The organism is Devosia sp. Z11_6, assembly GCF_058133665.1.
Map to the genome: position 1 here is coordinate 833,442 of NZ_JBYUNQ010000002.1, position 26,534 is coordinate 859,975.

General features: G+C 61.9%; 22 protein-coding genes. 16 read left to right on the forward strand and 6 right to left on the reverse strand.

Annotated features, from left to right (window positions below):
* The first annotated feature begins 850 nt into the window (after positions 1 to 850).
* From AC3YMN_RS09285 to AC3YMN_RS09300, 4 genes are all read left to right on the forward strand, one after another.
* A complete protein-coding gene (locus AC3YMN_RS09285; protein ID WP_489889780.1) occupies positions 851 to 3,925 on the forward strand; it encodes a helicase-related protein in 3,075 nt (1,024 codons plus the stop codon).
* Positions 3,926 to 3,928: 3 nt separating this feature from the next.
* Positions 3,929 to 4,339 (forward strand): RNA-binding S4 domain-containing protein, encoded by a 411-nt coding sequence (locus AC3YMN_RS09290; RefSeq protein ID WP_489889781.1) that lies wholly within the window; start codon positions 3,929 to 3,931, stop codon positions 4,337 to 4,339.
* A gap of 148 nt (positions 4,340 to 4,487) precedes the next feature.
* The gene (gene fdxA, locus AC3YMN_RS09295; protein ID WP_172125747.1) at positions 4,488 to 4,826 is read left to right on the forward strand and encodes a ferredoxin FdxA; all 339 of its coding nucleotides are present in this window, start codon (positions 4,488 to 4,490) and stop codon (positions 4,824 to 4,826) included.
* 312 nt (positions 4,827 to 5,138) lie between these two features.
* Complete coding sequence (locus tag AC3YMN_RS09300; RefSeq protein ID WP_127754578.1) at positions 5,139 to 5,723, forward strand: CarD family transcriptional regulator; 585 nt, start codon at positions 5,139 to 5,141, stop codon at positions 5,721 to 5,723.
* 61 nt (positions 5,724 to 5,784) lie between these two features.
* On the opposite strand, the gene AC3YMN_RS09305 is transcribed toward AC3YMN_RS09300, so the two are convergent.
* Positions 5,785 to 6,621, reverse strand: a complete 837-nt coding sequence (locus tag AC3YMN_RS09305; RefSeq protein ID WP_489889782.1) for an SAM-dependent methyltransferase — start codon at positions 6,619 to 6,621, stop codon at positions 5,785 to 5,787.
* A 104-nt stretch (positions 6,622 to 6,725) separates the two neighbouring features.
* Between AC3YMN_RS09305 and AC3YMN_RS09310 the strand changes: the two genes are divergently transcribed.
* The 5 genes from AC3YMN_RS09310 to AC3YMN_RS09330 all read left to right on the forward strand — a co-directional run bounded on the left by AC3YMN_RS09310 (position 6,726) and on the right by AC3YMN_RS09330 (position 10,018).
* Complete coding sequence (locus tag AC3YMN_RS09310) at positions 6,726 to 7,466, forward strand: ComF family protein (RefSeq protein ID WP_489889783.1); 741 nt, start codon at positions 6,726 to 6,728, stop codon at positions 7,464 to 7,466.
* Between the two features lie 33 nt (positions 7,467 to 7,499).
* Positions 7,500 to 7,754: a glutaredoxin 3 gene (gene grxC, locus AC3YMN_RS09315; RefSeq protein WP_127754576.1), complete on the forward strand. Its 255-nt coding sequence runs from the start codon at positions 7,500 to 7,502 to the stop codon at positions 7,752 to 7,754.
* A gap of 2 nt (positions 7,755 to 7,756) precedes the next feature.
* Positions 7,757 to 8,608: a carbon-nitrogen hydrolase family protein gene (locus AC3YMN_RS09320; protein WP_489889784.1), complete on the forward strand. Its 852-nt coding sequence runs from the start codon at positions 7,757 to 7,759 to the stop codon at positions 8,606 to 8,608.
* Positions 8,609 to 8,645: 37 nt separating this feature from the next.
* Positions 8,646 to 9,071, forward strand: coding sequence for a DUF1178 family protein (locus AC3YMN_RS09325; protein ID WP_489889785.1), 426 nt, complete (start codon positions 8,646 to 8,648; stop codon positions 9,069 to 9,071).
* Between the two features lie 77 nt (positions 9,072 to 9,148).
* Positions 9,149 to 10,018: an aldo/keto reductase gene (locus AC3YMN_RS09330; protein ID WP_489889786.1), complete on the forward strand. Its 870-nt coding sequence runs from the start codon at positions 9,149 to 9,151 to the stop codon at positions 10,016 to 10,018.
* A gap of 184 nt (positions 10,019 to 10,202) precedes the next feature.
* Here the strand turns inward: AC3YMN_RS09330 and AC3YMN_RS09335 are convergent, their stop codons facing one another.
* The 4 genes from AC3YMN_RS09335 to ubiG all read right to left on the reverse strand — a co-directional run bounded on the left by AC3YMN_RS09335 (position 10,203) and on the right by ubiG (position 13,836).
* A complete protein-coding gene (locus tag AC3YMN_RS09335) occupies positions 10,203 to 10,589 on the reverse strand; it encodes a GNAT family N-acetyltransferase (RefSeq protein WP_489889811.1) in 387 nt (128 codons plus the stop codon).
* A gap of 10 nt (positions 10,590 to 10,599) precedes the next feature.
* The gene (ilvD, locus tag AC3YMN_RS09340) at positions 10,600 to 12,453 is read right to left on the reverse strand and encodes a dihydroxy-acid dehydratase (RefSeq protein ID WP_489889787.1); all 1,854 of its coding nucleotides are present in this window, start codon (positions 12,451 to 12,453) and stop codon (positions 10,600 to 10,602) included.
* A gap of 149 nt (positions 12,454 to 12,602) precedes the next feature.
* The gene (locus tag AC3YMN_RS09345; protein WP_489889788.1) at positions 12,603 to 13,049 is read right to left on the reverse strand and encodes a hypothetical protein; all 447 of its coding nucleotides are present in this window, start codon (positions 13,047 to 13,049) and stop codon (positions 12,603 to 12,605) included.
* 49 nt (positions 13,050 to 13,098) lie between these two features.
* Positions 13,099 to 13,836, reverse strand: coding sequence for a bifunctional 2-polyprenyl-6-hydroxyphenol methylase/3-demethylubiquinol 3-O-methyltransferase UbiG (ubiG, locus tag AC3YMN_RS09350; protein WP_489889789.1), 738 nt, complete (start codon positions 13,834 to 13,836; stop codon positions 13,099 to 13,101).
* A 217-nt stretch (positions 13,837 to 14,053) separates the two neighbouring features.
* On the opposite strand from ubiG, the gene AC3YMN_RS09355 reads away from it, so the two are divergent.
* The 7 genes from AC3YMN_RS09355 to AC3YMN_RS09385 all read left to right on the forward strand — a co-directional run bounded on the left by AC3YMN_RS09355 (position 14,054) and on the right by AC3YMN_RS09385 (position 24,038).
* Positions 14,054 to 15,319, forward strand: a complete 1,266-nt coding sequence (locus AC3YMN_RS09355) for an aspartate kinase (RefSeq protein ID WP_489889812.1) — start codon at positions 14,054 to 14,056, stop codon at positions 15,317 to 15,319.
* A gap of 62 nt (positions 15,320 to 15,381) precedes the next feature.
* Positions 15,382 to 17,649: a phosphoenolpyruvate--protein phosphotransferase gene (ptsP, locus tag AC3YMN_RS09360; RefSeq protein WP_127755348.1), complete on the forward strand. Its 2,268-nt coding sequence runs from the start codon at positions 15,382 to 15,384 to the stop codon at positions 17,647 to 17,649.
* 33 nt (positions 17,650 to 17,682) lie between these two features.
* On the forward strand, positions 17,683 to 18,759 hold the full coding sequence (gene prfA / locus AC3YMN_RS09365; RefSeq protein WP_489889790.1) for a peptide chain release factor 1: 1,077 nt from the start codon (positions 17,683 to 17,685) through the stop codon (positions 18,757 to 18,759).
* On the forward strand, positions 18,756 to 19,649 hold the full coding sequence (gene prmC, locus AC3YMN_RS09370; RefSeq protein ID WP_489889813.1) for a peptide chain release factor N(5)-glutamine methyltransferase: 894 nt from the start codon (positions 18,756 to 18,758) through the stop codon (positions 19,647 to 19,649). The genes prfA and prmC overlap by 4 nt, the downstream gene beginning before the upstream one ends.
* 316 nt (positions 19,650 to 19,965) lie before the next feature.
* A complete protein-coding gene (locus tag AC3YMN_RS09375; protein WP_489889791.1) occupies positions 19,966 to 20,739 on the forward strand; it encodes a DUF4167 domain-containing protein in 774 nt (257 codons plus the stop codon).
* A gap of 247 nt (positions 20,740 to 20,986) precedes the next feature.
* Positions 20,987 to 23,605: an ATP-dependent chaperone ClpB gene (gene clpB, locus AC3YMN_RS09380; protein ID WP_489889792.1), complete on the forward strand. Its 2,619-nt coding sequence runs from the start codon at positions 20,987 to 20,989 to the stop codon at positions 23,603 to 23,605.
* Between the two features lie 91 nt (positions 23,606 to 23,696).
* Positions 23,697 to 24,038 (forward strand): VOC family protein, encoded by a 342-nt coding sequence (locus tag AC3YMN_RS09385; RefSeq protein ID WP_489889793.1) that lies wholly within the window; start codon positions 23,697 to 23,699, stop codon positions 24,036 to 24,038.
* 18 nt (positions 24,039 to 24,056) lie between these two features.
* On the opposite strand, the gene AC3YMN_RS09390 is transcribed toward AC3YMN_RS09385, so the two are convergent.
* Positions 24,057 to 26,030 carry a M23 family metallopeptidase gene (locus tag AC3YMN_RS09390; protein WP_489889794.1) on the reverse strand — a complete coding sequence of 658 codons (1,974 nt, stop codon included), beginning with the start codon at positions 26,028 to 26,030 and terminating at the stop codon, positions 24,057 to 24,059.
* Positions 26,031 to 26,534 lie beyond the last annotated feature (504 nt).

A 26,534-nucleotide genomic window follows, 5' to 3' on the forward strand; every position in this document is an offset into this window, starting at 1 on the left:
CGCCCAGTCCCGGCCTGGCACGGTCAACGGTTTTTTCCTTAACAGCTGCTCCCCGCCGGCCCGTCCCGACTGGGCGCAATGGTAAACATCACCACCGCTCCGCGAAAAACTGCAGCAAGGATCGCGCAACACTCCCCGATTCCTGCAGCCCATTAACCGCTCAGCAGCACTGGTGAACGGCTTTTCGGTCGTTCAGCATCCTTTTCGCCGGTACCAACGCACTCTTGTGCCCCGCCATCCCCCAGCGTCTATCCCTTGGGGTGAACAAACCGGGATTCGGGCCATTGCTGCGATTCTCCCCCTGTTCGTTCACGCTATGGTTCACACCTTGCGCCGCCAGTCCAAACCCCGCCGAAACGTCCCAGATCGGGACAGCGCCGATTTTCCACCCGCCGATTGTTCTCCAACATTCCATCTCCCCAAGCACCTTGCCCCACGCCGTCCCGATTTGGGACAGTCAATGGCGCCAAGGCTTAACGCCGGCTTTCACACGGCCCAGAATGCGCTGTTCAATAGTTACGGGGATAAGTTTTTCCGCCCGGTGGAGCTTAACGAGCAGGTCACTTCCGCCCCGGTTCAGGACACGTTCATAATCGGTTCATCTTTGTGTACGCTTTGTGGCAACTTGGGCGCCGCTGCCGATCTCACTTGTGGGTCCCGATAAGTTATCCCCACCAGCTCTGGTGTGGAACAAACCCGCATTCCCCGATTCGCGCCGATTCGGGCCCCGTTCGTTCCCGCACTGTTCGAAAGCCGAAAACTAGGCTAGAACCGCGCCCGATCCTGTCCCCGATTGGGACACGCGCCCACCCCTCGCAACCGCCGATGCGAGACCCTACATAGCAGGGCAATGAGCTTTTCATCCTCCTCCTCGCTCAAAGCGATTCTCGGCCCCACCAATACGGGCAAAACCTATTTCGCCATCGAACGCATGCTGGCCCATCCCACCGGGATGATCGGCCTGCCCCTGCGTTTGCTGGCGCGCGAGGTCTATACGCGCGTGGTCGAACGGGTTGGCGTTCAGTCCGTCGCGCTGGTCACGGGGGAGGAGCGCATCGTTCCCGCCAAGCCGCGCTTCTGGGTTTGCACCGTCGAGGCCATGCCCACCGATATCCGGGTGGATTGTGTTGCCATCGACGAAATCCAGACCGCGATCGACTTCGACCGCGGCCATGTGTTCACCGATCGCATCCTCAATGCCCGGGGCACCCATGAAACGCTGCTGCTGGGTGCCGCCACCATGGCGCCAGTGATCCGCAAGCTCTTGCCCAATGCCGAGATCATCGACCGCCCACGCTTTTCCCAGCTGACCTATGCCGGCTCCAAGAAGATCTCGCGCCAACCGACGCGCTCCGCCATTGTCGCCTTCTCGGCCCGACAGGTTTACGCCATCGCCGAATTGATCCGGCGCGAGCGCGGTGGCGCCGCGGTGGTGATGGGTGCGCTGTCCCCGCGCACCCGCAACGCCCAGGTCGACATGTACCAGAATGGCGATGTGGATTTCCTGGTCGCCACCGATGCCATCGGCATGGGTCTTAACCTCGACATTCACCACGTCGCCTTCGCCGACGACACCAAATTTGACGGCCACCAAAGCCGTCCATTGACCGCCGCCGAGCTCGGCCAGATCGCCGGCCGCGCTGGTCGCCACGCCCGCAATGGCACCTTCGGCGTCACCGGCGGCACCGAGCCATTTGAGGAGGAAATGATCGTTGCGCTCGAAACGCACGACTTCGACCCGATCAAAGTGCTGCAATGGCGCAACAATCGGCTGGATTTCTCATCGATCGCCGCGCTCCGGGATAGCCTCGAAATGGCCCCCGAGCACCGCAGCCTCACCCGGGTACCGGTAGCCACCGACCAGCATGCGCTTGAGTTCGTCGCGCGCAACGAGGCGGGGCAGCTGGCGCGAGGGCTCGATGGGGCCCGGCTGCTGTGGGAGTGCTGCCAAATCCCGGATTACCAAGGGATTTCTCCGGCGGCGCATGGGGAAATCGTCACGCGGATCTATTCGGACCTGATGCGCCGCGGCGCCGTCAACGCCGATTGGCTGGCCGAACAGGTCCGGTTTTGCGACAATGCGAGCGGCGATATTGACACGCTTTCCAACCGCATCAAGCAGATCCGAACCTGGACCTTTGTCGCGAACCGCAAAAACTGGCTTGCAGACCCGGCTCATTGGCGCGAAAAGACCCGTGATATCGAAGATCGGCTGAGCGACGCTCTCCATGAGCGTTTGACCCAGCGGTTCGTCGACCGCCGCACTAGCGTGCTGCTCCGCCATCTGAAAGACAAACGCATGGTATCTCCCGAGATCAATGACCGAGGCGAAGTGCGCCTTGAAGGCCACCTGATCGGCACCCTGGAAGGCTTCCGCTTTACCCTGGCGCGCAATGACGGGGATGTTGACGCCAAGGGCCTGCGCGCCGCGGCGGATCACGCCGTGGCGCCCGAAATTCGTAATCGTGCCGATCGGCTTGCGGGCGCGCCAAACGAGGAAATCGTGCTGGCCACGGATGGCCGGCTGCGCTGGAAGGGCGATCTAGTCGCCGAATTGCTCGAAGGCGACAGCCTGCTGCGCCCCCGCATCCTGCTGCTCGCCGATGAAACACTGACCGGCCCCGATCTCGAGCGTGTGCAGGATCGGCTCAACCTTTGGCTGCGTCACCACATCAATACCGTGCTTGAAGGCGTAATGGCGCTTGAAGCGCCCCCTGATCTTGAAGGCGCCGCCCGCGGCATTGCCTTCCAGCTGTTCGAAAATCTCGGCATCCTGCCCCGCTCCGCCGTAAGCGACGAGGTCAAGGGGCTTGATCAGGACGTCCGCGGCAAGCTGCGCAAGCTGGGCATCAAGTTTGGTGCTTATCACCTTTACCTGCCGCTTTCGCTCAAGCCTGCTCCACGGGAGCTGGCGCTGATCCTTTTTGCGCTCAAGCATGGCGGCGTCAGGCAGCCGGGCGTTTCGGACATCCCGCATATCGTGCTGTCGGGACGCACCTCGTTTCTGGTGGACCCGGAAGTCGATACGCGCTTGTACGAGGTTGCGGGTTTCAAGGTCGCGGGCAAGCGCGCAGTTCGTATCGACATCCTCGAGCGGCTTGCCGACATCATCCGGCCGCTGATCGCGATCGACCCCGGCCATTACCAGGGTGAAGTTCCTGTCGGCGCGGCGGAAGGCAATGGCTTCCGCGTGACCGTCGAAATGACCTCGCTGCTGGGTTGTTCGGGCGAGGACTTTGCCTCGATCCTTCAGTCGCTTGGTTATCGCCTGCGCCGGACGCTCAAGCCGGTCGCGGCTCCAGAAGCAGCGGCGACCGAAAGCGTAACGCCGGCCGAGGCCAGCGCGGAAGCGCCAGCCCTCGAGCAGACACTGGCCGACAACCCCAGCGAAGTGGAACCTAGCGGCGAGTCTGAACCTGCCGTTGAGCTCGTGCCCGAGCCCCTGGCGCTCGACATTCCTGATACCACCATCATCGAGGCGACGGCACCGGTGGGCGACGAAATTGCCGCCCCCATCGCTGAAGCGGCAAACACCGAAAATGCCGCTCCTGCCGAGCCTGAATGGGATGAAGTCTGGTTCCCCGGCGGCAAGCGCCCCGACAACCGCCGCCAGCAAGGTGGCCGCCGCGGTGGTGCCGAAGGTGGGGAAGCGGAGAGCCGGCCACGTCAGGATCGTCAGCGTCAACCGTCCCGACGCCGCCCCGAAGGGGAAGTCCAGGATCTGTCCAAGCGTCGTCCAGTGGGCGAAGTGCAGGACTTGTCCAAGGCCCAGCATCTCAAGCCAAAACCCGAAGGCAGGCGCTTCGACAAGCCGCGCAGCGATGCGCCACGCGTTGACAAGCCCGTGCGCGAAAAGCGCGAAGTTGCCTTCGATCCCGACAGCCCCTTCGCAGCGCTGGCGGCGTTGCGCAACAAGAAGGACTAGCGCTTGGCGGGGCCGATCGAGCCAGCCGTCCGCAAGGAGCGGCTCGATAAGTTCCTGTTTTTTGCGCGCGCCCTTAAGTCGCGCACCCTCGCGCAGAAAACCATCGAGGCGGGCGCCGTCCGGGTCAATTCCGAGCGCACCTTGAGCAGTGATCACCGGGTGGGCGCGGGTGACGTTTTGACCATGACCCTGCATGGCCGCATCGTGATCTGGAAGATTCTTGATGTGGGTGAGCGGCGGGGGCCAGCCAGCGAAGCTGCCGGGCTTTACCAAGACCTGTCGCCTCCCCCGTTGCCGCGGGAGGCACTATCGCCCTTCGAGCGGGCGGTGGGAGAGCGGGTGGCCGGCTCGGGGCGACCCACCAAGAAAGAACGTCGCGATACCGATCGGCTGATCGAGGACCCCGACGAGTAAAAGGAACAGCTTTGCGCGCTCACCCAGGAAGCGGCAATCGGCTGCTCTCCTCCAACCTTGCGATGTGGGGAAAAAGCGTTTAGCACCGGCGCAACGCCTGCCGGCGATCTCCGTTGACCCTTGTGTCCGCTCCGAAAAGCCCGCCTCCATGACCTATATCGTCACTGACAACTGCATTAAGTGCAAATATACCGACTGCGTCGAAGTGTGTCCGGTGGACTGCTTCTATGAGGGCGAGAACATGCTCGTCATCCATCCCGACGAGTGCATTGATTGCGGCGTGTGCGAGCCGGAATGTCCCGCCGAAGCCATCAAGCCGGACACTGAAAGTGGCTTGGACGCCTGGCTCGAGATCAACACCAAATTCTCTGCAATCTGGCCGAACCTCTCGGAACGCCGCGATCCGCCTGCGGATGCCAAGCAGCATGACGGTGAAGCTGGCAAGTTCGAGAAGTACTTTTCCGAAGCGCCTGGCGAAGGCGACTGACGGTCCCAACCCTCGGCCACATGGTAATCGGCAAAGCAATGCGGCTTAGTTGCCGCACTGATTCGTTCTTTTTGATTTTGCCGAATTTTTGTGCTAGGGTGTTGCTTGTCTGCAGTTGAGCTCATCTTCAACCGTGCCCGCGGGCACGACTTCTGGCTACATCGCTAGAGGCATGGCGTTCCGGCAAAGCGGACCGGAACGATCGTGGAGCTCGACTGCTGCAGCGCCTGCGCCGCGGGCAAGCAGAGTTAATGTGGACGGTCCTTCCCGCCGGGAACTGTCCACTGGGGCGTCAACAAGGAGTTCCACCATATGGTAGCCAAGAAGTCACAGCAGCGGCTGGGGTTCAAGACCGGCGAGTATGTCGTTTATCCCGCACATGGCGTCGGCATGATCGTGTCGATCGAAGAACAAGAAGTTGCTGGTCTCACTCTCGAGTTGTTCGTCATCAGCTTCGAGCAGGACAAGCTTACCTTGCGCGTTCCCGTAGCCAAGATCAAGTCCGTTGGCATGCGCAAGCTGGCCGAAGAGGACATGGTCAATCAGGCCCTTCATACCGTAACCGGCCGGGCCCGTGTCAAGCGCACCATGTGGTCGCGTCGCGCCCAGGAATATGAAGCCAAGATCAATTCGGGTGATCTGATCGCCATTTCCGAAGTGGTGCGCGACCTGTATCGCTCCGAAGAACAGCCCGAGCAGAGCTATTCGGAGCGCCAGCTGTTTGAACAGGCCATGGATCGCATGAGCCGTGAAATCAGTGCGGTGAACCGCCTGACACTGACCGAAGCGGTGCAGCTGATCGAAAAGAATCTTGCCAAGTCGCCCAAGCGCACTAAGGCCGACGCTGCTGATGCAGGCGACGCGGCCGACGCGAGCGACGAGGAAGCTGCCGCGTAATCCGCCGCAGCGTTGGAGTTGAAAGGGTCGGCGCCAGCGCCGGCCCTTTTTGTTTAGGCAGCTATTTTCCTCCGGCGAGGACGTCGCGGAGCTTGGTCGTCGCACTGCCGGGTTTGAGCGGCTGTTGCTGGGACGCGTGCGGAGCCCAACCGGAAAGCCAGATGATTTCAAGCGTCGCCCGGATCCGGCCGTCCGGATCGGCATCACGGCTGGCATAAGCTTCGGCCGCTGCAGCCAAAAGGGTTCTGGTGGCGGGCAGGCGGGAGCGATCGGCAAGGGGGTTGCTGGCACCAAGGCTCTTGAGCTCGGCCATCAGGGCCAAGGCATGGGGGTAGCGCACAATGTGGGTTTCCACATCGGCGACGGGCAAGGCCAGCCCGGCCCGCTGCAACAATGCTCCGGCATCACGCACCTGGACGAACGGCGCTACTCGGGCAGAGGCGCCGCCCTGCACGCTGGCGTCAGCCGACAAAAAGGCTTCGCGCAACTCGGTCAGGGTTTCCCCGCCCAGCGCGGCCGCCAGCAGCAAGCCATCGGGCGCCAGCTTGGCCCGCAGGCGCGCGAGATAGCCGGGCACGTCGTTGACGCATTGCAGATGCAGCAGTGAAACGATCAGGTCGTAGTTGTCCCCCTCTATTTCGGGCAACTCTCCGACTGATGTGAAAGCAGGCAAGCGCTGGAAGGAAAAACTGCCATGCCCGCTTTGCCCGAACGCCGGGAGCTTGTCAGGATCTGGACCGATGATGAGGGCCCGGCTGAACGGGCGCAGCAGTGTCGCCAGGCGATCCTCCAGGTCACCCAGAACCAGGGTGGTAACGAAGTCCGGTTCGGTGCTGTTCCGGCGATCCAGATGCAGACGGATCAGCCCTGGGTCAAAAATCTGCGGAGGCGCTTGCATGGAGGGTCTTGCAGCCGGAGCGGGAAGGGGCACTACTAGTCTATATGGAGAGCCAGGAGCCCAGTGTCAAAAGCCAATGGCTGGCGCGAGGTGCCGTTGCCGGCATGCGTTGGCTCGGCCTTGCCGTGCTGGATCAGCTCTACCCGCCCGTCTGCCTGCGATGTGAAGCGCCAACGGCGCACAGCGATGGCCTTTGTGCAGGATGCTTTGCCCAACTGCGCCCGATCAGCGCGCCGCTTTGCCCACCGCTCGGAATTCCGTTTGAGTTTTCCCTCGGCGCCGACGCAGTTTCAGCCGAAGCGCTCGCCGACCCCCCACCCTTTGAGCGAGCCCGTGCAGCGGTAGTCTATAACGAGGTGGCGCGCACGCTGGTATCGCGCCTCAAATATGGTGACCGGCCGGAGTTGGCAAAATTCTGCGCGCGGCTGATGGCCAGTGCCGGGCACGAACTCTGGGCGGGGAAGCCAGCGGTGCTGGTGCCGGTGCCGCTGCATCGGCGGCGCCAGCGCGAGCGGCGCTATAATCAATCCGCAGAGCTGGCGCTGCACTTGTCGCGGCTCACCGGCGTTGTAGGTGATCTCAGCCTTGTCAGCCGCATCAAGCCGACGCGCCAACAGGTGGGCCTATCCAGCACTGGGCGGCTACGCAACGTCCAGGGGGCATTTGCCGTTCATCCAGACCTGCCCGTCCGGCTCGGGGGACGCCGTGTGGTGCTGGTGGATGATGTTTATACCACCGGAGCCACGACCAAAGCGGTTACGCGGGCCTTGCTGCGCGCCGGGGTCGAGCAGGTGGATGTGATCACCTTCGCGCGCGTTGTTGTTGGCGAGGAAGAGCCCATATAAGGGTGACAGAAACTATTCCTGGAGCCAGAGCCCATGGCCAAGATTGAAATCTATACCACCCCAACCTGCCCTTACTGTCACGCTGCCAAGTCGCTGCTGCGCGAAAAGGGTGCCGAGTTTACCGAGATCACGGTGCTTGATCCTGACCTGCGCGCCAAGATGACCGAGCGGGCGCATGGCCGCCGGACGGTGCCGCAGATCTTTATCGGGGAAACCCATGTGGGCGGCTATGACGATATGGCCGCGCTTGACCGTCAAGGCGGCCTCGACCCTCTGCTGGCCCAGTGATCATGAAAATTGCCGCCATTCAGATGCAGTCCGGGCTTGACCCGGATGCCAATCTTGCTGCGCTCGAACCGCTTCTGTCCGAGGCGGTTCAGGCCGGTGCGCAATATGCACTGACACCGGAAGTCACGCTGATCTTTCCCGAAAGCCGGGATCAACTGCGTTCAGTGGCTGCGCCCTATGAGGGCCACCCGCAACTAGCACGCGTGGGCGAATTGGCGCGCAAGCACGCCATTCATGTTCATATCGGCTCGCTGCCCATTCCGCTCGAGGACGGACGCTTTGCCAATCGCTCGGTGCTGTTCGGGCCAGATGGCAAGGCGGTGGCGCAGTACGACAAGATCCATCTCTTTGACGCCGACATCGCGGGGCTCAATGCCTATCGCGAAAGCGCTACCTACAAGGGGGGCGAGCAGGCGGTGACGGCGCCGCTGGGCGAGTTTACGCTCGGCTTTTCGATCTGCTACGATATGCGCTTTCCCCGGCTCTACAATACGCTGGCCAATGCCGGGGCCAATCTGCTCGCCGTGCCGGCAGCCTTTACGGTGCCAACCGGGCAAGCCCACTGGGAAGTGCTGCTGCGGGCTCGCGCCATCGAAACCGGCTCCTATGTTATTGCCGCCGCGCAAGGTGGACAGCACGAGAATGGACGCGCCACTTACGGGCACTCGATGATCATCGATCCATGGGGCAAGATCCTCGTAGAACTGGCGCATGACCAGCCGGGCGTCGCAGTAGCCGAGATCGCGCTTGAGCAGGTCGAGGACGCGCGCCGTCGCGTTCCGGCGCTGCAGAACGCCCGAGACTTTGTTGTCGGCAGCGGATTGCCCGCGGCCGCCGCTAACCTATATCCTTGAACGAAAGGGCCGCATTTCTGCGGGCCAGGAACCAGCATTGATCCAGTATTCTCTTCAGTGTGAACAGGGCCATCAGTTTGAGGCCTGGTTCAAGAGCGCGGCTGCCTTTGATGAGCAGCAGGAGCGCGGCATTGTCGGCTGCGCCGTTTGTGGATCCACCCAAGTTGCCAAAGCGCTGATGGCGCCCGCGGTGTCCCGTGCGGGCAGCGACAAAGTCGCGGTGTCGAGCATGCACCCCGATATTGTGCGCTTCAGGGAGATGCTGCGCCAGTTCCGGCAAAAGGTGACGAGCGAAGCCGACTATGTGGGCGATCGGTTTGCCGAGGAAGCGCGCAAGATCCACTTCGAGGAAGTCGAGCCGCGCGGGATCTATGGCGAGGCGACGCGCGAGGAAGTCATCAGCCTGCATGAAGAGGGTATCGAGTTCATGCCGTTGCCCGAGTTGCCCGAAAAACAGAACTAGGTCACGCCTCGCTGCGTTGTCGATCAGCCGCAAGAATTCCGGCGCCATTCCGGCGCAGCGACAACGGAGATCACAACATGACTACACTCGACGCAGCCCAATCGGGCAGCTTTGCCATTGGCGGAGACCTCGAGGTCAATCGCTTGGGCTTTGGCGCCATGCGCATCACCGGCAAGGGGATCTGGGGCCCGCCCGAGGATCCGCAGGAGGCAAAGGCAACCTTGCGGCGACTGCCCGAGATCGGCGTCAACTTCATCGATACGGCCGAAAGCTACGGACCCTATATCAGCGAAGAGCTGATCGGAGAGGTGCTGGCGCCCTATGACAAGGGTACGATCGTAGCGACCAAGAGCGGCTTGACCCGCACCGGCCCAGATGTCTGGCCGCCACTCGGCCGGCCCGAGTTCTTGCGACAGGGCGCGATTTTGAGCCTGCGCCGCCTGAAGATCGAGGTCATCGATCTGTGGCAGTTGCACCGCATTGACGCCAAGGTCCCCAGCGCCGACCAATTCGGCGAGATCGCCAAGCTGCAACAGGAAGGCATCATCCGGCATGCCGGCTTGAGCGAAGTCAGCGTGGCGCAGATCAAGGAAGCCCAGCAGTACTTCAACGTCGCGACAGTCCAGAACCACTACAACTTCGCCAACCGGCAGAGTGAGGAGGTACTGGAATATTGCGAAGCCAACAGCATCGGCTTTATCCCCTGGTACCCCCTGGCGGGCGGCAAGCTTGTTGAGGGCAATCCGCAGACCCGCGCGATCATTGAAAAGCATGGCGCCTCCGCCAGCCAGATTGCTTTGGCCTGGCTGTTGAAGCGCTCGCCGGTAATGCTGCCCATTCCGGGCACCGGCAAGGTCAAGCATCTCGAGGATAATGTAGCCGCCGCGTCGATCCAGCTCAGCGACGAGGATTACGCCACCCTCGATGCGGTGGGCAAAGGCAAGTAGCGCTCGCGCCACTGTCGCGTTCAAGCCTTCGCTCATAAGGGGCGGGGGCTTTTTGCTGTCGATGTGGGGGAATTAAGCGGTTCGATGGGGAGGGTGGAATCCCCGCCATCGAACCTGACCAAACAGCCCTCTTGGCAGAAGACTGGATGGCTGAGGGGGTGTTAGCACCGGGGGCGCAGCCTTGTCACCCTAAATTCATGATCCCGGCGGCGCTGGGTCGAAATCCACAGGCGCGATAGAAGACCTCGAGGTGGGGCTCGAAATCGACATGAAGCCATTTGGCCCCACGATCATTGGCGAGGGCGATGGCCCGGCGCATCAACTCGCCGCCGATGCCGCGGCGTTGAAAATCAGGATCCGTGCAAAGATCGAGAATAAAGGCGTGAATGCCGCCGTCCCAGGCAATGTTGACAAAGCCGATGAGCCGGTCCTGCTCGAACGCTCCGAGATGGCCGAGGCTGCGCTGCAGGACCGGCGCGAAAGGCCGTGTGGGCGGCGCGAACCAGGCGCGCCGCCAGAGCTGATCAAATTCTGCCTCGTCCGGAAAGGGATCGATCCGGTACTGGGGCAGGCAGGGCGCCTTAGTCCATAAGCTTGTTGATGGCGTCAACGTCGCGAACTGCGCCCTTGGACGCGGACGTCACAAAGGCCGCATAGGCCTTGAGGGCAGTGGATACTTTGCGCTTGCGCGGCTGGGCTGGTTTCCAGCCGAGCTGGTCCTGCTCCACGCGGCGGGCCGCCAGTTCGGCATCGCTCACCAGCACATTGACCGTGCGGTTTGGGATGTCGATTTCGATCATGTCGCCTTCGCGAACCAGCCCGATCGCGCCGCCTTCGGCAGCTTCAGGCGAGGCGTGGCCGATGGAGAGCCCCGACGTGCCACCCGAGAAGCGCCCATCGGTCAAGAGGGCGCAGGCTTTGCCGAGCCCCTTGGACTTGAGATAGCTCGTTGGGTAGAGCATTTCCTGCATGCCCGGGCCGCCACGGGGACCTTCGTAGCGGATGACGATGACGTCGCCCTCGCGGATCTCGTTGGACAGGATCGCCTTGACGGTCGTGTCCTGGGACTCAAACACCCGGGCCGGCCCGGTGAATTTGAGGATGGACTCGTCCACGCCAGCGGTTTTGACGATGCAGCCATCAAGGGCGATATTGCCCTTGAGCACGGCCAGGCCGCCATCCTTGGAGAAGGCGTTTTCTGCCGAGCGGATCACGCCGTTCTGGCGATCAAGATCGAGTTCAGTCCAGCGATTGGCCTGCGAGAAAGCCTGGGTGGTGCGCACGCCGCCCGGTGCGGCCAGGAAGAAGTTGCGCACGGCATCGGAATTGGTGCGCGAGATATCCCATTTGTCGAGCGCATCGCCCATGGTCGCAGCATGCACCGTGGGTTCGCTCCGGTTGATAAGACCGGCGCGGTCGAGCTGGCCCAGAATGGCGAAGATGCCACCGGCGCGGTGCACGTCTTCCATGTGCACATCGCTCTTGGCCGGCGCCACCTTGGACAGCACCGGCACCTTGCGCGACAAGTTGTCGATGTCGTCCATGGTGAAATCCACGCCTCCCTCATGAGCGGCGGCGAGGATGTGGAGCACGGTGTTGGTGGAGCCGCCCATGGCGATGTCGAGCGACATGGCGTTGGCGAAGGCTTCCTTGGTCGCGATCGAGCGGGGCAGCACCGTTTCGTCGTCTTGCTCGTAATAGCGGCGGGCGAGATCGACAATGAGATGGCCCGCTTCCTGGAAGAGGCGCTTGCGGTCCGCATGGGTGGCGAGCGTCGAGCCGTTACCTGGGAGGGACAGACCCAGCGCTTCGGTCAGGCAGTTCATGGAATTGGCCGTGAACATGCCCGAGCAGGAGCCGCAGGTGGGGCAGGCGGCTTCCTCGACGGCCTGTACTTCCTCGTCGCTATAGTGATCGTCGGCAGCCATCACCATGGCGTCGACCAGGTCAAGCGCCTGCAGCTTTCCCTTGAGCATGGCCTTGCCCGCTTCCATCGGCCCGCCCGACACAAAGACCACGGGGATGTTGAGGCGCATGGCGGCGTTGAGCATGCCGGGCGTGATCTTGTCGCAGTTGGAGATGCACACCATGGCGTCGGCGCAGTGGGCGTTGACCATGTATTCGACGGAATCGGCGATGATGTCGCGGCTGGGCAGGGAATACAGCATGCCGTCATGGCCCATGGCGATGCCGTCATCCACCGCGATGGTGTTGAATTCCTTGGCGACGCCGCCGGCTGCCTCGATCTCACGAGCCACCAATTGGCCGAGGTCCTTGAGGTGGACGTGACCGGGCACGAACTGGGTGAAGCTGTTGACCACGGCAATGATGGGCTTGCCGAAGTCGCCATCCTTCATGCCCGTCGCGCGCCAAAGGCCGCGGGCGCCGGCCATGTTGCGGCCATGGGTAGTCGTGCGGGAGCGGTAAGCGGGCATGATCACGGTCCTCGGAAAGCTGCGCCGGCGCGTCTAATCCCGGCGGTTTTCCGCTTCATAGACCCATTCCAAGGCGGGATCAAGGTGAACCGTACCGTACGGTACGGCTCTGGATGTGGCTGCGGGAGGCGGTTGAGGTGGGAGGAGGTCTAGTTGTTGATGCGTGTGATCGCCCAGTAGGTCTCGTCGCAGGACTCGTCAGTGCAGATATTGGCCATCCACAGCACGCCATCGCCGAACCCGACGCCCTCGCTGGTGACGATCAGATCGGCGTAATCCTGACTGGCGAGAGCGCTGCGGGTATCTTCACTGATCAGCCTATCGAAGTTGTCCACCAGGTCCTCGGGCGCAAAGATGTCGTAGAGTTCGCCATTGGCAGCGATCTCGAACGGGTAGTTAGCCAAATCAGCAAGGGTTTGCGCCGGATCCCCCACCAGAAATGCTTCCTGTAGCGTGGCGAATGCCTCGCCAAAGCCTTCCGCATCACCCTGAATCGTTTCGATCCTCTCGAACACGGCTTCCTCGCTTTGGGCGAACGCCGGTACGGCCAACAGCAAAGTCAGTGCCAAAGCAGAGAAGGCTGAAGCGGCGCGCATATGAAGCCTCTAGGTAAATTCAAACAATCATCGAGAACTTCCTGCGAAGCTAGGCCGGGCGTTCGGCAAGGATCATGTAGTTGATGCCCATGTCCCGCGAGCGGCGCCATTCATCGCCAATTGGATGATAAACCACGCCGGTCTCGGCGGTGACGCGCAAGCCATTGCGGACCAGCAGGATGCGCATCTCCTCGGGCGTCAGGAATTTCTTCCAGTCATGGGTGCCCCGCGGCAGCCAGCCCAGCACATATTCGGCGCCGAATACGGCAAGCGCATAAGCGCGCGCGGTGCGATTGATGGTGGCCGTCAGCATCATGCCACCGGGGCGGACCAGGTCGGCGCAGCTCTTCATGTAGAGCGGCACATTGTCGACATGCTCGACCACTTCCATGTTGAGCACCATGTCGAAGCTCTCGCCTTGCGCGGCGAGAGCCTCGCTGGTGGTGGCGCGATAATCGATGTCGAGGCCGGATTGCTCGGCATGCAGCCGGGCAATGGCAATGTTGCGCTCGGCAGCATCAATACCTGTCACCGCGGCGCCCAGCCGCGCCAGGGGCTCGCAAAGGAGACCGCCGCCACAGCCGACATCGAGAATGCGCAGCCCCTCGAAGGGGCGAACAGAGGTGCCATCCCGGCCGAAATGGGAGAGCCCGTGCTCGCGGATAAAGCCCAATCGTACCGGATTGAACTTGTGGATGGGCTTGAACTTGCCAGCCGGGTTCCACCATTCCTCGGCCATCGCGGTAAACTTGGCGACCTCGGCATTGTTGATGGTGGTGTCGGTCATGGCTGGCTCCGCTTTGGCGCCCATATGGCCTCGGGAAGATGGCGGAGGCAAGACCGGACGCTTCTTGGCGCGTGGGAGACCCATCCAAGCTTGCCCCCATTCCAAGGGCGGGGGCGGCAGGACGGGATGTGCGTAGTTGATTGCTTCGCCCCTTTGTGGCATGTCGGCCCCCGATCAGAAGCGTACCGCCGGGTTCGGCACAGTCTCGGGGATCTCATTGGCCCGCATCGTCGTAAAGTTCGGTGGCACATCAGTTGCCAATGTGGAGCGCATTCGCCAGGCCGCTCGCCACGTCAAGCGTGAGGTGGAAGCCGGCAACCAGGTCTGCGTTGTAGTCTCGGCTATGTCGGGCAAGACCAATGAGCTGGTGGGCTGGGTTAGCGAGGCCTCGAAACTCCACGATGCGCGTGAATATGATGCCGTCGTGGCCTCGGGCGAGCAGGTGACCGCAGGGTTGATGGCCATTGTGCTCGCGGAAATGGGCATTCCCTCGCGCTCATTTGCTGGCTGGCAGGTGCCGATCCAGACTGATGACGCGCATGGCGCTGCCCGTATTGTAGGGATCGACCCAACGCGCCTCGAGTCCTATCTGGCCGACGGGGTCGTGCCGGTGATCACCGGCTTCCAGGGTATTTCCCCGCGCGGCCGGATTACGACACTTGGGCGGGGTGGCTCGGACACCAGTGCGGTCGCCGTAGCTGCTGCGGTGAAGGCCGATCGCTGTGATATCTATACCGATGTGGACGGTGTTTACACAACCGATCCACGCATCGTGCCCAAAGCGCAGCGCCTGTCCAAGATCTCGTTTGAAGAGATGCTGGAGATGGCCTCGCTCGGCGCCAAGGTGTTGATGATCCGCTCGGTCGAGATGGCCATGGCGCACAAGGTGCCGCTCCTGGTCCGCTCCACTTTCGATGACCCCGATGCGCCCCAGCTGGCGCCCGATGGCACGCCGGGGGTGCCAGGCACGCTTGTTTGCGATGAGGATGAGATAGTGGAAAAGCAGATCGTTTCGGGCGTGACGCTCGCCAAGGCCGAAGCCAAGATTACCCTGCGCGATGTCAAGGATCATCCGGGCGTGGCTGCGGCCATTTTCGGCGCCCTGGCCGATGCGGGGATTGTCGTTGACATGATCGTCCAGAACATTTCTGACGATGGCGCGACCACCGACATCACCTTCACCGTTCCCGACAGCGAATATGACAAGGCGCTCAACACGCTCGAAAATGCCGGCGAGCGGATCGCCTATGCCAAGGTTTCTGGCTCCAAGGGCAGCGCCAAGATCTCGGTGATCGGAGTTGGCATGCGCTCCCATGCGGGCGTGGCTTCGTCGATGTTCAAGGCCCTGGCCGACAAGGGCATCAACATCCAGCTCATCACCACATCGGAAATCAAGACCTCGGTGTTGATCGACGAGCAATATGCCGAGCTTGCGGTTCGGGCGCTCCATACGTATTACGGATTGGATAAGAAGGACGCCTGAGGCCACGGAGGAGGCCTTGGCCGCTCCTGTACAAGAGGGGCGGCTTGGGCCGTCGGGCTGATATGGGCAATTCGATTGGCGGGCCACGCGTGCTGCTGCGGCAATTGCGCGCCTGCATGGCCGAGCCGCTCGGCAGCCAGGAGCGCCTCGACAAGATTGTTTCCCTGATCGCTGAAAACATGCGGGCCGATGTGTGCTCGTTCTATGTTCTGCGCGACGACGGCGCGCTTGAGCTGTTTGCCACCAAGGGACTGGCACCCGAATCGGTTCACATGACCACGCTTCGGCTTGGCGAGGGCCTTGTGGGGTTGATTGCCGCCCAGGCCGAGCCCCTCAGCCTTGATGACGCCCCCAGCCATCCCGGCTTTGCTTATCGCCCCGAAACGGGGGAAGATCCCTATTACGCCTTCTTGGGCGTTCCCGTGCTTCGGGCGGGCCAGACCTTGGGGGTACTGGTCGTTCAGAATGCTGAGCGCCGCCACTACGGCGAAGACGAGACCGAGGCGATGCTCACCACGGCCACGATCCTGGCCGAAATGATTGCTACTTCCGATTTCGACAATCTGATCAAGCCAGGATCAGATATCGATCTGAGGCGGCCGCGCATGTTCACCGGAGTGAGTCTGACCGAAGGGGTGGCCCTAGGCACCGTGGTGTTGCACGACCCCCGGGTGGTGGTGACCAACTTCATCGCCGAAGACACCGAGCAGGAGCAGCGGCGCCTCGAGCATGCGCTTGAGCAGATGCGCGTTTCGATCGATGCGATGCTCGATCATGGCGACATGCAGCCGAGCTCGGATCATCGCGAAATTCTCGAAACCTACCGCATGTTCGCCAATGACCGTGGGTGGGTGCATCGTTTGTCCGAAGCCATCGACAATGGCTTGTCCGCGGAGGCGGCGGTGGAGCGGGTGCAGAACGATACCCGCGCGCGGATGATGCGCCAGACTGATCCCTATATCCGCGATCGCCTGCATGACCTCGATGATCTGGCTAACCGCTTGCTGCGGGTGCTGACCGGGGATGGACCCGCGATGGGGGGCAAGGAGTTGCCCGACAATGCCATCCTAGTTGCGCGCAATATGGGTCCCGCCGAGCTGCTGGAATATGACCGCACCAAGTTGCGGGGCCTTGTGCTCGAAGAGGGCGGCGCTACCGCCCATGTGGCAATTGTCGCCCGCTCGCTAGGGATGGTGGCGGTTGGGCAGGCGCAATCGATCGTGTCCATGTGTGAAACGGGCGATGACATCATCATCGATGGCCCAGCTGGCGCTGTGTATCTCCGGCCCACGCCCGATATCGAGCAGGCCTATATCGACAAGGTTCGGGTGTCGGCTCGCCGACGCGCCCATTATGCCGCGCTACGCGACAAGCCCTCCATCACGCGGGATGGCGTTGAGATTACTCTGCTGCACAATTCAGGTTTGGTGGCTGACCTGCCGATGCTCGATGAGACCGGCGCTGCCGGGGTGGGGCTGTTCCGGACCGAATTGCAGTTCATGATCGCCTCCAAGCTGCCGCGATTGCACGAGCAGGTGGAGCTTTATTCGCAGGCCATGGCGATTGCCGGCGAGCGGCCGGTGGTTTTCCGGCTCCTCGATATCGGGGGCGACAAGGTCATCCCCTACATGCGCTCCATGGCCGAGGAAAACCCGGCCATGGGCTATCGCTCGATCCGATTGGGATTGGACCGGCCCGGCTTGCTGCGCACCCAGGTTCGGGCCCTGCTGTTGGCTGCGGATGGGCGGCCGCTCAAGATCTTGGTGCCGATGGTGACCGAGACCTTCGAGTTTCGCCAGGTGCGGCTCGTCGTTCATCGCGAGATTGATCGGCTGCGTCGCGCGGGAAAGCCAACGCCGTCGCGCCTTGAGCTCGGGGCCATGGTTGAGGTGCCCTCCCTGTTGTTCGAACTGGACCAATTGCTCCCCGAAGCCGACTTCGTCTCGATTGGCTCCAATGACCTGGTACAATTTCTGACTGCTTCCGACCGGGGGAATCCCCGTGTCGCCAAGAACTATGATCCTGTCGGGCTGCCGCGGCTGCGGGCGATCCGCACGGTGGTGGACGCGGCCCGTCGGCACAATATTCCGGTGACCATGTGTGGCGAGCTGGCCGGAAAACCGGTGGAAGCGCTGGCGCTTATGGCGATCGGCATGACGCGGCTGTCCATGGGCCCGGCGTCGATCGGGCCGATCAAGGAACTGGTGCTCAATCTTGATCTCAAGCCAATCCGCATGTCGGTTGCGGCAGCCCTAAGTGACGGTGCAGAAGGGATTGTGATCCGCGACCTCATCAAGGAGTGGATCGACAAGCAGAACCTGCCGGTGTAACGGGCAGGTTCTCGCCACTAGCCGCGGATTACCATGCCTTCTCTTCCCCAGGACAAGCTCGACGCGCTCGAAACGCGGTTCCAGTATGTGGAAGCGGCCCTTTCGGGCGGCGCTGGACCGGACGAGTTCGTCAAGTTCTCCAAAGAGCATGCGGAACTCGCGCCCATCGTGGGCGAGATCACCGCCTATAAGAAAGCCCTCAAGGACTTGGCGGAAGCGCGCGAGCTTGCCCAGTCCGGCGACAAGGACATGGCCGAAATGGCCGAGGCCGAGATCGGCCCGCTCGAAGAGCGGATCGAAGAGCTGTTTCAAGCCATCCGAGTTTTGCTGCTGCCCAAGGACGAGGCAGACGAAAAATCCGTTATCCTCGAAATTCGCGGTGGCACCGGGGGCGACGAAGCGGCGCTGTTCGCCGGCGATCTGTTCCGCATGTATGAGCGCTATGCAGCCGGCCACGGGTGGAAGGTGACCATCATGGAAGAAAGCCCGGGGGAAGCGGGCGGCTTCAAGGAAATCATCGCCAATATCAGTGGCAAGGGCGTTTATGCGCGCATGAAATTCGAAAGCGGCGTGCACCGCGTCCAGCGCGTGCCGGCCACGGAAGGCTCAGGACGCATCCATACGTCGGCCGCTACGGTTGCAGTTCTGCCGGAAGTCGAGGACATCGATATCGACATTCGCGCCGAGGACATCCGCATTGACACGATGCGCGCTTCAGGCGCTGGCGGCCAGCATGTCAACACCACGGACTCGGCGGTTCGTATTACCCATCTGCCCACCGGTTTGGTGGTTACTTCCGCGATGAAGAGCCAGCATCAGAACCGCGCGCAGGCCATGATCGTGCTCCGCTCGCGCCTTTACGAGATGCAGCGCGAAGAGCGCGACAGCGCCCGTTCCGCTGAGCGCAAAGGGCAGGTGGGGTCGGGTGACCGCTCCGAGCGCATCCGCACCTATAACTTTCCGCAGGGTCGCGTAACCGATCACCGGATCAACCTTACACTTTATAAGCTAGACAAGATCCTGGCCGGCGAAGCCCTGGACGAGTTGATCGAAGCCTTGATCACCGAGAACCAGGCCGGACAACTGGCGGCGCTTGAGGACAACAGCTGAGCGCCTCCCCGACAGTCGGCACGCTTTGGCGCCAGTGGCGTGACCTCCTGGCTGCTGCAGGGATGGACAACGCGCGAATCGATGCCAAGCTGCTGGTGGGATGGGTACTAAATCTTTCCGCCCTCAACCTCGCGACACGCGAGCGAGAGCCTGTGGCGCCGGAGGATGTTGCGCGCGTTGGGGCGGTGATGGAGCGGCGACTTGCCGGAGAGCCTGTTGGCCGGATCATGGGCGAACGCGAGTTCTATGGCCTCGTTTTCCGTCTCACCCGCGCGACCCTTGAGCCACGGGCCGACACTGAGTTGCTGGTGGATATGGCGCTTGGGCTTTTGCCCGGGAACGGCACCATATTGGACCTTGGCACCGGAACCGGCTGCATCCCCATTGCCGTACTGCATACCCGGCCTGATGCGAGAGGCACGGCGATTGACCTTAGCCCCGAGGCGCTCGAGGCCGCCCGCGGCAATGCAGAACGACATGGAGTGGCTGAGCGGCTTGATCTGCTGCAGGGCTCATGGTTCGAGCCACTGGCGGCACCCAATCAAAACGGCAGGGGCAAGTTTGACCTCGTTGTATCCAACCCGCCCTATATCGAAACAGCTGAATTAGCCAAGCTCTCGCGCGAAGTACGTGAGCATGACCCTGTTCTGGCATTGGACGGAGGGCATGACGGCCTGACACCGTACCCGATCCTTGCGGCGGGGGCGCAGGAGTGGCTGAAGCCGGGCGGTAATTTGCTGCTGGAAATCGGCTCCGCTCAGGGAGAAGCCGTCGCTCAAATATTGCGCAGCGCCGGCTATGTTGACGTTGCCGTTCATAAGGATCTGGCCGGGCTTGATCGTGTGGTAAGCGGGCACCATCTAGGTGATAAGGCCAGCACGGCTCTGTGACGGCGCAAATTAGCGCTGGCAAATACGGGGCAAACAGGCTAGCTTATTGGTGTTGTCAGTGGCGCATCATGGGCGCCGCGGCGGTAGCCACCTGATCATTGTAGCTGCAGGGCGCAGCGCGGTTCCAGCGGATTGCTGGAGCGACGCATGATGATCCAGGTTCAAATGGCACCGCCGCTTGACGGCTTTCGGTTTTCATGAAGCCAGATGAACCCCCAAAGACGAAGCTTGGGCTTCAACGGGGACTTGGCCTGACCTGGCGCAGCCGGTCCGCCATGAATGTGACGCTTAACTTTTAGAGTTAGAACAGCGACCAATGAGACCCAACAACAATCAGAATAACAACAAGAACCGTCCGCGCGGCCGCAATGGTGGACGCAAGCATGTGAATCCCCTCTCTCGTAACTTCGAGAGCACGGGACCCGACGTAAAGGTGCGCGGCAACGCGGCCCATATCGCGGAAAAATACATGCAGCTAGCTCGGGACGCGCAGTCGTCCGGCGACTCTGTCATGGCGGAAAACTATCTCCAGCATGCCGAGCATTACTTCCGCATCGTCGCGGCAGCACAGCAGCAGAGCAGCTTCCGCCCCGACCAGCAGGGCCAGGAAAGCGACGATTACGACGACGATATGCCCGAGATCAACTCGCGCTTTTCCTCGCCCCAGCCTGCACAGCCGCAGCAGGTCGAGAACGAAGACGCACCCGAAACCGGTGAACGCCAAGACCGGCCCGAGCGCCAGGAACGGGCAGAGCGCCCCGAGCGACAGGAGCGGGGGGAACGCCAGGAACGGGGTGATCGTCCTGATCGTCAGCAGCGTCAGCGCCGGCCTGAAAATGTGGAGCGGACTGAGCCGGCAATTGAGCAAACGCCGGCGGTTGCGAGCGAGACCCCTACCGAAGAGCCGGCAGCGCCTGTTGTGGCTCAAGAAAACGAAGGCGAGGCCCGTAAGCCGCGTGAACGCCGCCCGCGCCGCCGCCGGCCAGTCGGTGGAGATGCCGGAGCTGAGGCCTCGGGCGGCGCCGAAGAAGGCAGCGTCGGGGAACTCCCCGCGTTTCTAACCGGCGGGACGCCAACGCCCGCTGAGTAAGGCGCATTAAGATCAAAAGGCCGGGTTTTTACCCGGCCTTTTTATTTGACCGTGATGAAGTGCATTAAGGCTCACTGATCCAAAGCCGCTCCCAAGCTTGCGCCTGCCCCTTTTTCCCGCCGCGGGCCTTCCTATATCCCTTGGTGAAATGACGCTACCCTCAGGGAGCCGGCGCACACTGACGTACGACGCTTCTTCTGGGCCAGGCTCCACCAGAGGAATGTCGGACGTTTAAGAGGAGAGTTGCATGAACATCGAGAAATATACCGAGCGGACACGTGGCTTTATCCAGAGCGCGCAGACCCTCGCGCTAGGCAGAGGCCACCAGCAATTTACCCCCTTGCACTTGCTCAAGGTCTTGCTGGATGACGAAGAGGGAATGGCCACAGGTCTCATTGAGCGCGCCGGTGGCAACCCAAAATCGGCACGGGCAGGCGTTGAAGCAGCCCTGGCCAAAATCCCACAGGTTTCCGGTGATGCCGGACAGCTATATCTCAGCCGCGAGCTTGCTCGCGTTTTTGATACCGCAGAAAGCGCTGCCCAAAAGGCTGGCGACTCCTATGTGACCGTCGAGCGCCTGCTGCTCGCCTTGGTGGTGGAAAAAGACAATGAGGCGGGCAAGATCCTGTCCTCGGCCGGCGTCACGCCGCAGACCCTGAATGCCGCCATCGAGGAAATCCGCAAGGGCCGCACCGCTGACTCCGCCTCAGCGGAGAATGCCTATGAGGCGCTGAAGAAATATGCCCGTGATGTGACAGCGGATGTGCGCGAAGGCCGGCTCGATCCGGTGATCGGCCGTGACGAGGAGATCCGTCGCACGATCCAGGTCCTGAGCCGCCGGACCAAGAACAACCCGGTGCTGATTGGCGAACCCGGCGTGGGCAAGACCGCGATCGTGGAAGGCCTCGCCATTCGAATCGTCAATGGGGACGTGCCGGAGTCGCTAAAGAACAAATCGTTGATGTCGCTCGACATGGGTGCGCTGATTGCCGGCGCCAAATATCGCGGCGAGTTCGAGGAGCGCCTCAAGGGAGTGCTCAGTGAGGTAACCGCTGCGGAAGGCCAGATCGTCCTGTTCATCGACGAAATGCACACCCTGGTGGGCGCGGGCAAGGCCGATGGCGCGATGGACGCCTCCAACCTGCTCAAGCCCGCCTTGGCGCGTGGTGAACTGCACTGCATTGGCGCGACGACGCTCGATGAATACCGCAAGCATGTGGAAAAAGACGCCGCCCTCGCTCGCCGCTTCCAGCCCGTATTTGTGGACGAGCCCACCGTGGAGGACACGATCTCCATTCTGCGCGGGCTCAAGGAGAAATACGAGCTGCACCACGGCATTCGCATTTCGGACTCTGCCTTGGTGAGCGCGGCAACCTTGTCGAACCGCTATATAACCGATCGGTTCTTGCCTGATAAAGCCATCGACCTGATGGACGAGGCCGCCGCGCGCCTGCGCATGGCGGTGGATTCCAAGCCTGAGGCCCTCGACGAGCTGGATCGGCGCATCATGCAGCTCAAGATCGAGCGGGAAGCGCTGCGCAAGGAAACGGATGATGCCTCTAAGCTGCGGCTTGAACGCCTCGAGCAGGAGCTGAGTGGGCTGGAGGAACAGGCCCAAACGCTTTCGGCCAAGTGGCTGAGCGAAAAGGATCGGCTCCAGGTCTCCCAAAAGCTCAAGGAGGAGCTCGATAGCGCCCGCAGCCAACTCGAGATTGCCCAGCGTCAGGGTGACCTCGCCCGAGCAGGCGAGCTGGCCTATGGCGTTATTCCGGACCTGGAAAAGCGCATCAAGCTTGCCGAGGACAGCAATGGGGATGGCCAACCCGACGCCGTGATGGCTCAGGAGGTGGTGACCCCCAACCATATCGCGCAGGTCGTCTCTCGCTGGACCGGCATTCCGGTGGACAGGATGCTGGAAGGTGAACGCGAAAAGCTGCTGCATATGGAAGAAGCCCTGGGTGCTCGAGTGATCGGGCAGGCTGAAGCGGTGGCAGCCGTATCGCGGGCGGTACGGCGGGCTCGCGCTGGATTGCAGGATGCCAACCGGCCGATCGGCTCGTTCATGTTCCTCGGGCCGACCGGCGTGGGCAAAACCGAGCTGACCAAATCCCTGGCGCAGTTCCTGTTCGATGACGAAACCGCAATGGTTCGTCTCGACATGAGCGAGTTCATGGAAAAGCACTCGGTGGCGCGGTTGATTGGCGCTCCTCCGGGCTATGTCGGCTATGATGAAGGCGGGGTGCTAACCGAAGCCGTACGGCGCCGGCCATATCAGGTGATCCTGTTCGATGAGATCGAAAAGGCTCATGGCGATGTGTTCAACGTGCTGCTGCAGGTGCTCGATGACGGGCGCCTGACAGACGGGCAGGGCCGTACCGTGGATTTCCGCAACACGGTAATCATTCTCACCTCTAATATCGGAGCCGATATCCTGGTCAACGATCTGGAGGATGGCGATCCCGTCGACCTGGTTCGCGGACGCGTCCTTGATCGGGTCAAGGATACGTTCAAGCCCGAGTTCCTCAACCGGCTGGACGAGATCCTGCTGTTCCATCGGCTGGGGCGCGAGCATATGGGCGCCATTGTCGATATCCAGTTCGCGCGGCTTAAGAAGCTGGTTAAGGACCGTGACATCGATCTTGAGCTTACGCCGCGTGCTCGTGATTGGCTTGCTTGGGAGGGCTACGAGCCCGCCTATGGGGCGCGCCCATTGAAGCGGGTGATCCAGCGTGCCGTGCAAGATCCGTTAGCCGACGAAATTCTGGCTGGCCGGATCAATGATGGCGACCGGGTAGTGGTGGATGCGGATGATGAGGGTATTCACTTGCTGCCGGGCGGTGAGCCCGCAACCGAAGCGGCCGCGTGAGCAACCTAAAGGCGGTAAAGGCCGGTCGAGAGACCGGCGTTTGCGTTTGTCCCGGCTGCGACCATAATGGAAACTGAACGGGGGCCGCACGATGACCGACCACATCGACTACATCGAGTTTCCGACTTCCAATCGCGCCGCCACTACCGCCTTTTTTCAGGCGGCATTTGGGTGGGGCAGCCTGGCTTTTGGTTCCGACTATGCCGCCCTGCAGGATGCGGGGATCGAGGGTGGAGTGGATCAAGCTCCCGAGCGCTCTGCCGCAACAATGGCGATTGTTCGCACCGATGATCTCGATGCGGCCGAAGCCCGAGTGCGGGCTGCGGGCGGAACCATCACTCGCGCTCCTTTCGACTTTCCTGGCGGCCGGCGCTTTTACTTCCGTGAACCGGGAGGCAATGAAATGGCCGTCTGGGTCGTACGGCCGGAGTGAGGCGCCGCGTCGGCGGGATCAGTTCACCGCTGCGACCGTTACCGGTGCCGGTTCACGCGCCATCAGATCGTTGATCTGGGCAATGGTCTGCTGGAACTCCGCTTCAAACTGGCTTGGCAGCGTATTTTCCCGGGGGAGCTTGACGCTGAGAGGGTCCACCAGATTGCCGTTGATCAGGATCTCGAAGTGCAAATGCGGCCCAGTGGAATTGCCGGTCGATCCGACATAGCCGATCACCTGTCCCTGGCGCACCCTCACGCCCGGCTTCATGCCATCGGCAAAGCGCGACATGTGGCCATAGGCGGTTTCATAGCCATTCACATGCTTGATCTCGACCTTGTTGCCATAGCCCGATTGCCATTTGGCATACTCGATAACGCCGTCGCCCGCCGCATAGATCGGGGTGCCCGAGCGGGCGGCAAGATCGACGCCGGTGTGCAGACGGCGGCTCTTGAAGATGGGGTGAACGCGATAACCAAAGCGCGACCGCAAGGTGCCGCCGCCTTCAAGCGGCCGGCGGGACAAGAAGCGCTTGCCGGTTTCTCCAGTGGGGTCATAAAAATCCACAACGCCGTCGCCCGTCATGAACCGGTAGAGCTGGCGCGTCGTGCTGCCGAGAGTGAGGCCGACATAAAGCAGTTCAGTGCGCCCTTCGGCGTCCGGCGCGCTCTTGAGGATCTCGATCCCGTCTCCTGCACTGATCTTCTTGTTCATGTCCACGTCATAGGCGAACATGCCAATGATGCGGGCAATCGTGGGGTCGTCCAGATCGTGCTTGCGGCCGGTTTCCCAGATCGAGCGGTAAACGCTGGGAAGGTTGGCGACGTTGATTTCTTCGGCGTCTTCCTCGGGAAACTCGACGAAATCCGGTTCGAGGCCCACGACATATTGGCCGGTATCGGTCAGCGCCACGGTGGCAATATGAGGGCTGACGCCTTCCTTGCCGCCGGCGGGGCGATATATGCTCATGCGATAGGGCACAAGGCTTTTAGACTCGCGCGTCAGCGGACCGTAAAGAATACGCAAGCGGATACCCGCCGGCATGCCCGAAGCGGGCACGAGGTTCTGCAGCGTGTTTTCAACCATGGCGATCTGCGTCGCGGTGAAGCCGTTCTTGGCCAGGGTGTCGCCGAGTGGGCCTTTTTCACGGATGGTCAGGAAACGTTCCGTGCGACCGAGCCCACCTTCCGATAACAAGACCGTCTTGGGCACGAGGGTGACGTTCTCGGCCACCCCGCTCAGCGTGCCGGGATCACTGGCGGCGCCGAGATCGCGCACCGAAGCACTTAGATTGGCATAGGCAAGGGTCGGGGAGCCTTCGTCAAAGAAGTTGGAACTGGCCACGGCGCGCACGAACTCGGCTGCTGCCTGATCATTGATGGCGCGGGGCGGTACAAAGGTAATGGGCATGGCTGCCAGCCTGACGGCCACTTCCCCCTCGACCTCGGCCCCATAGACATCGGTGTTGATTTCGGGAGCGTCGGTATCGGCAGTGATGGGCTGGGTGGCCTCGAGGATCGCGACTGGATCGTAATCGGGAACATCGGAAGACAGTGCGGTGGCTGCGGTGGCAAGCGTCGCGCGGATCCGGACGAAAGGCTGATTGCGGATAATGTCGCGCCCATCCACGCTTTGGCGGATCGAGGCTTCGATCACTTCAAGATCGGAACGGGTGGCTGCCACTGGCCGGACACGGGCTGACTTGGCTGAGGTGTCGGTCGGGGTAACATCGTCGCGCTTGGAGGGGGCGAGCTGTAGTGCCTCATAGGCGGTGGAAAAGGTGTCTTGCCCTTGAAAGGAGACATATAGCGCAGCGCCCATCAGCAGCACGCTGGTCAACCCCGTCATCACCGTGCCTGTCAGCCAGGCAAAGCTCAACTCACGGCCGTGCGGAATTTCGCCCTCGGTTGACTGCACCGTGAGGGCCGGGCTGTCTTCAAACCCGGTGGCCTTGAGCAGTGCCGCATGCCGGCTGTTATGTGTGGCGTTCAACGCCCCATCCCTTGGTGCTTGATCATCTAAAGCCCTACGCAAAGCAGCCGATGCCAAATCGGCCTTTCCTGAAGCTATAGCAGGCACCACCTCCAGTCGGCAAAAATTGCGGCGAAACTAGGAGAGCGGGTGGGCATGGCAAGGAATGGCACCGGCAAGCAGCCTGACGAGCCACTGGGCCGCTACCTGCACTAGAGTTTTCCACAGCGGGGAACCAAAAGTCAGTTTTGTCATTTAGCGTGTTGACGATGGCGATGGGGTCGCTTATATCCCCGATCACCGCTGCAGAGCGAGGCGCCCACCGGCGCGGCCCACTGCGGTAAGGGACTGAGCAGGCAGGGTTATTTGCCGGTTCGGGTTTTCTGGTTTCGGGTTTGCCGAAGAACAAGAAAATGCAAAACGGTGTTGACAGGCTTTCGGGCTTGCGGTAGATACCGGGGACCAACGACGTTGGATACCCCCGGGTGTTCCCACTGTTGGCTTTCAGATCAGAATGGGCTTTGG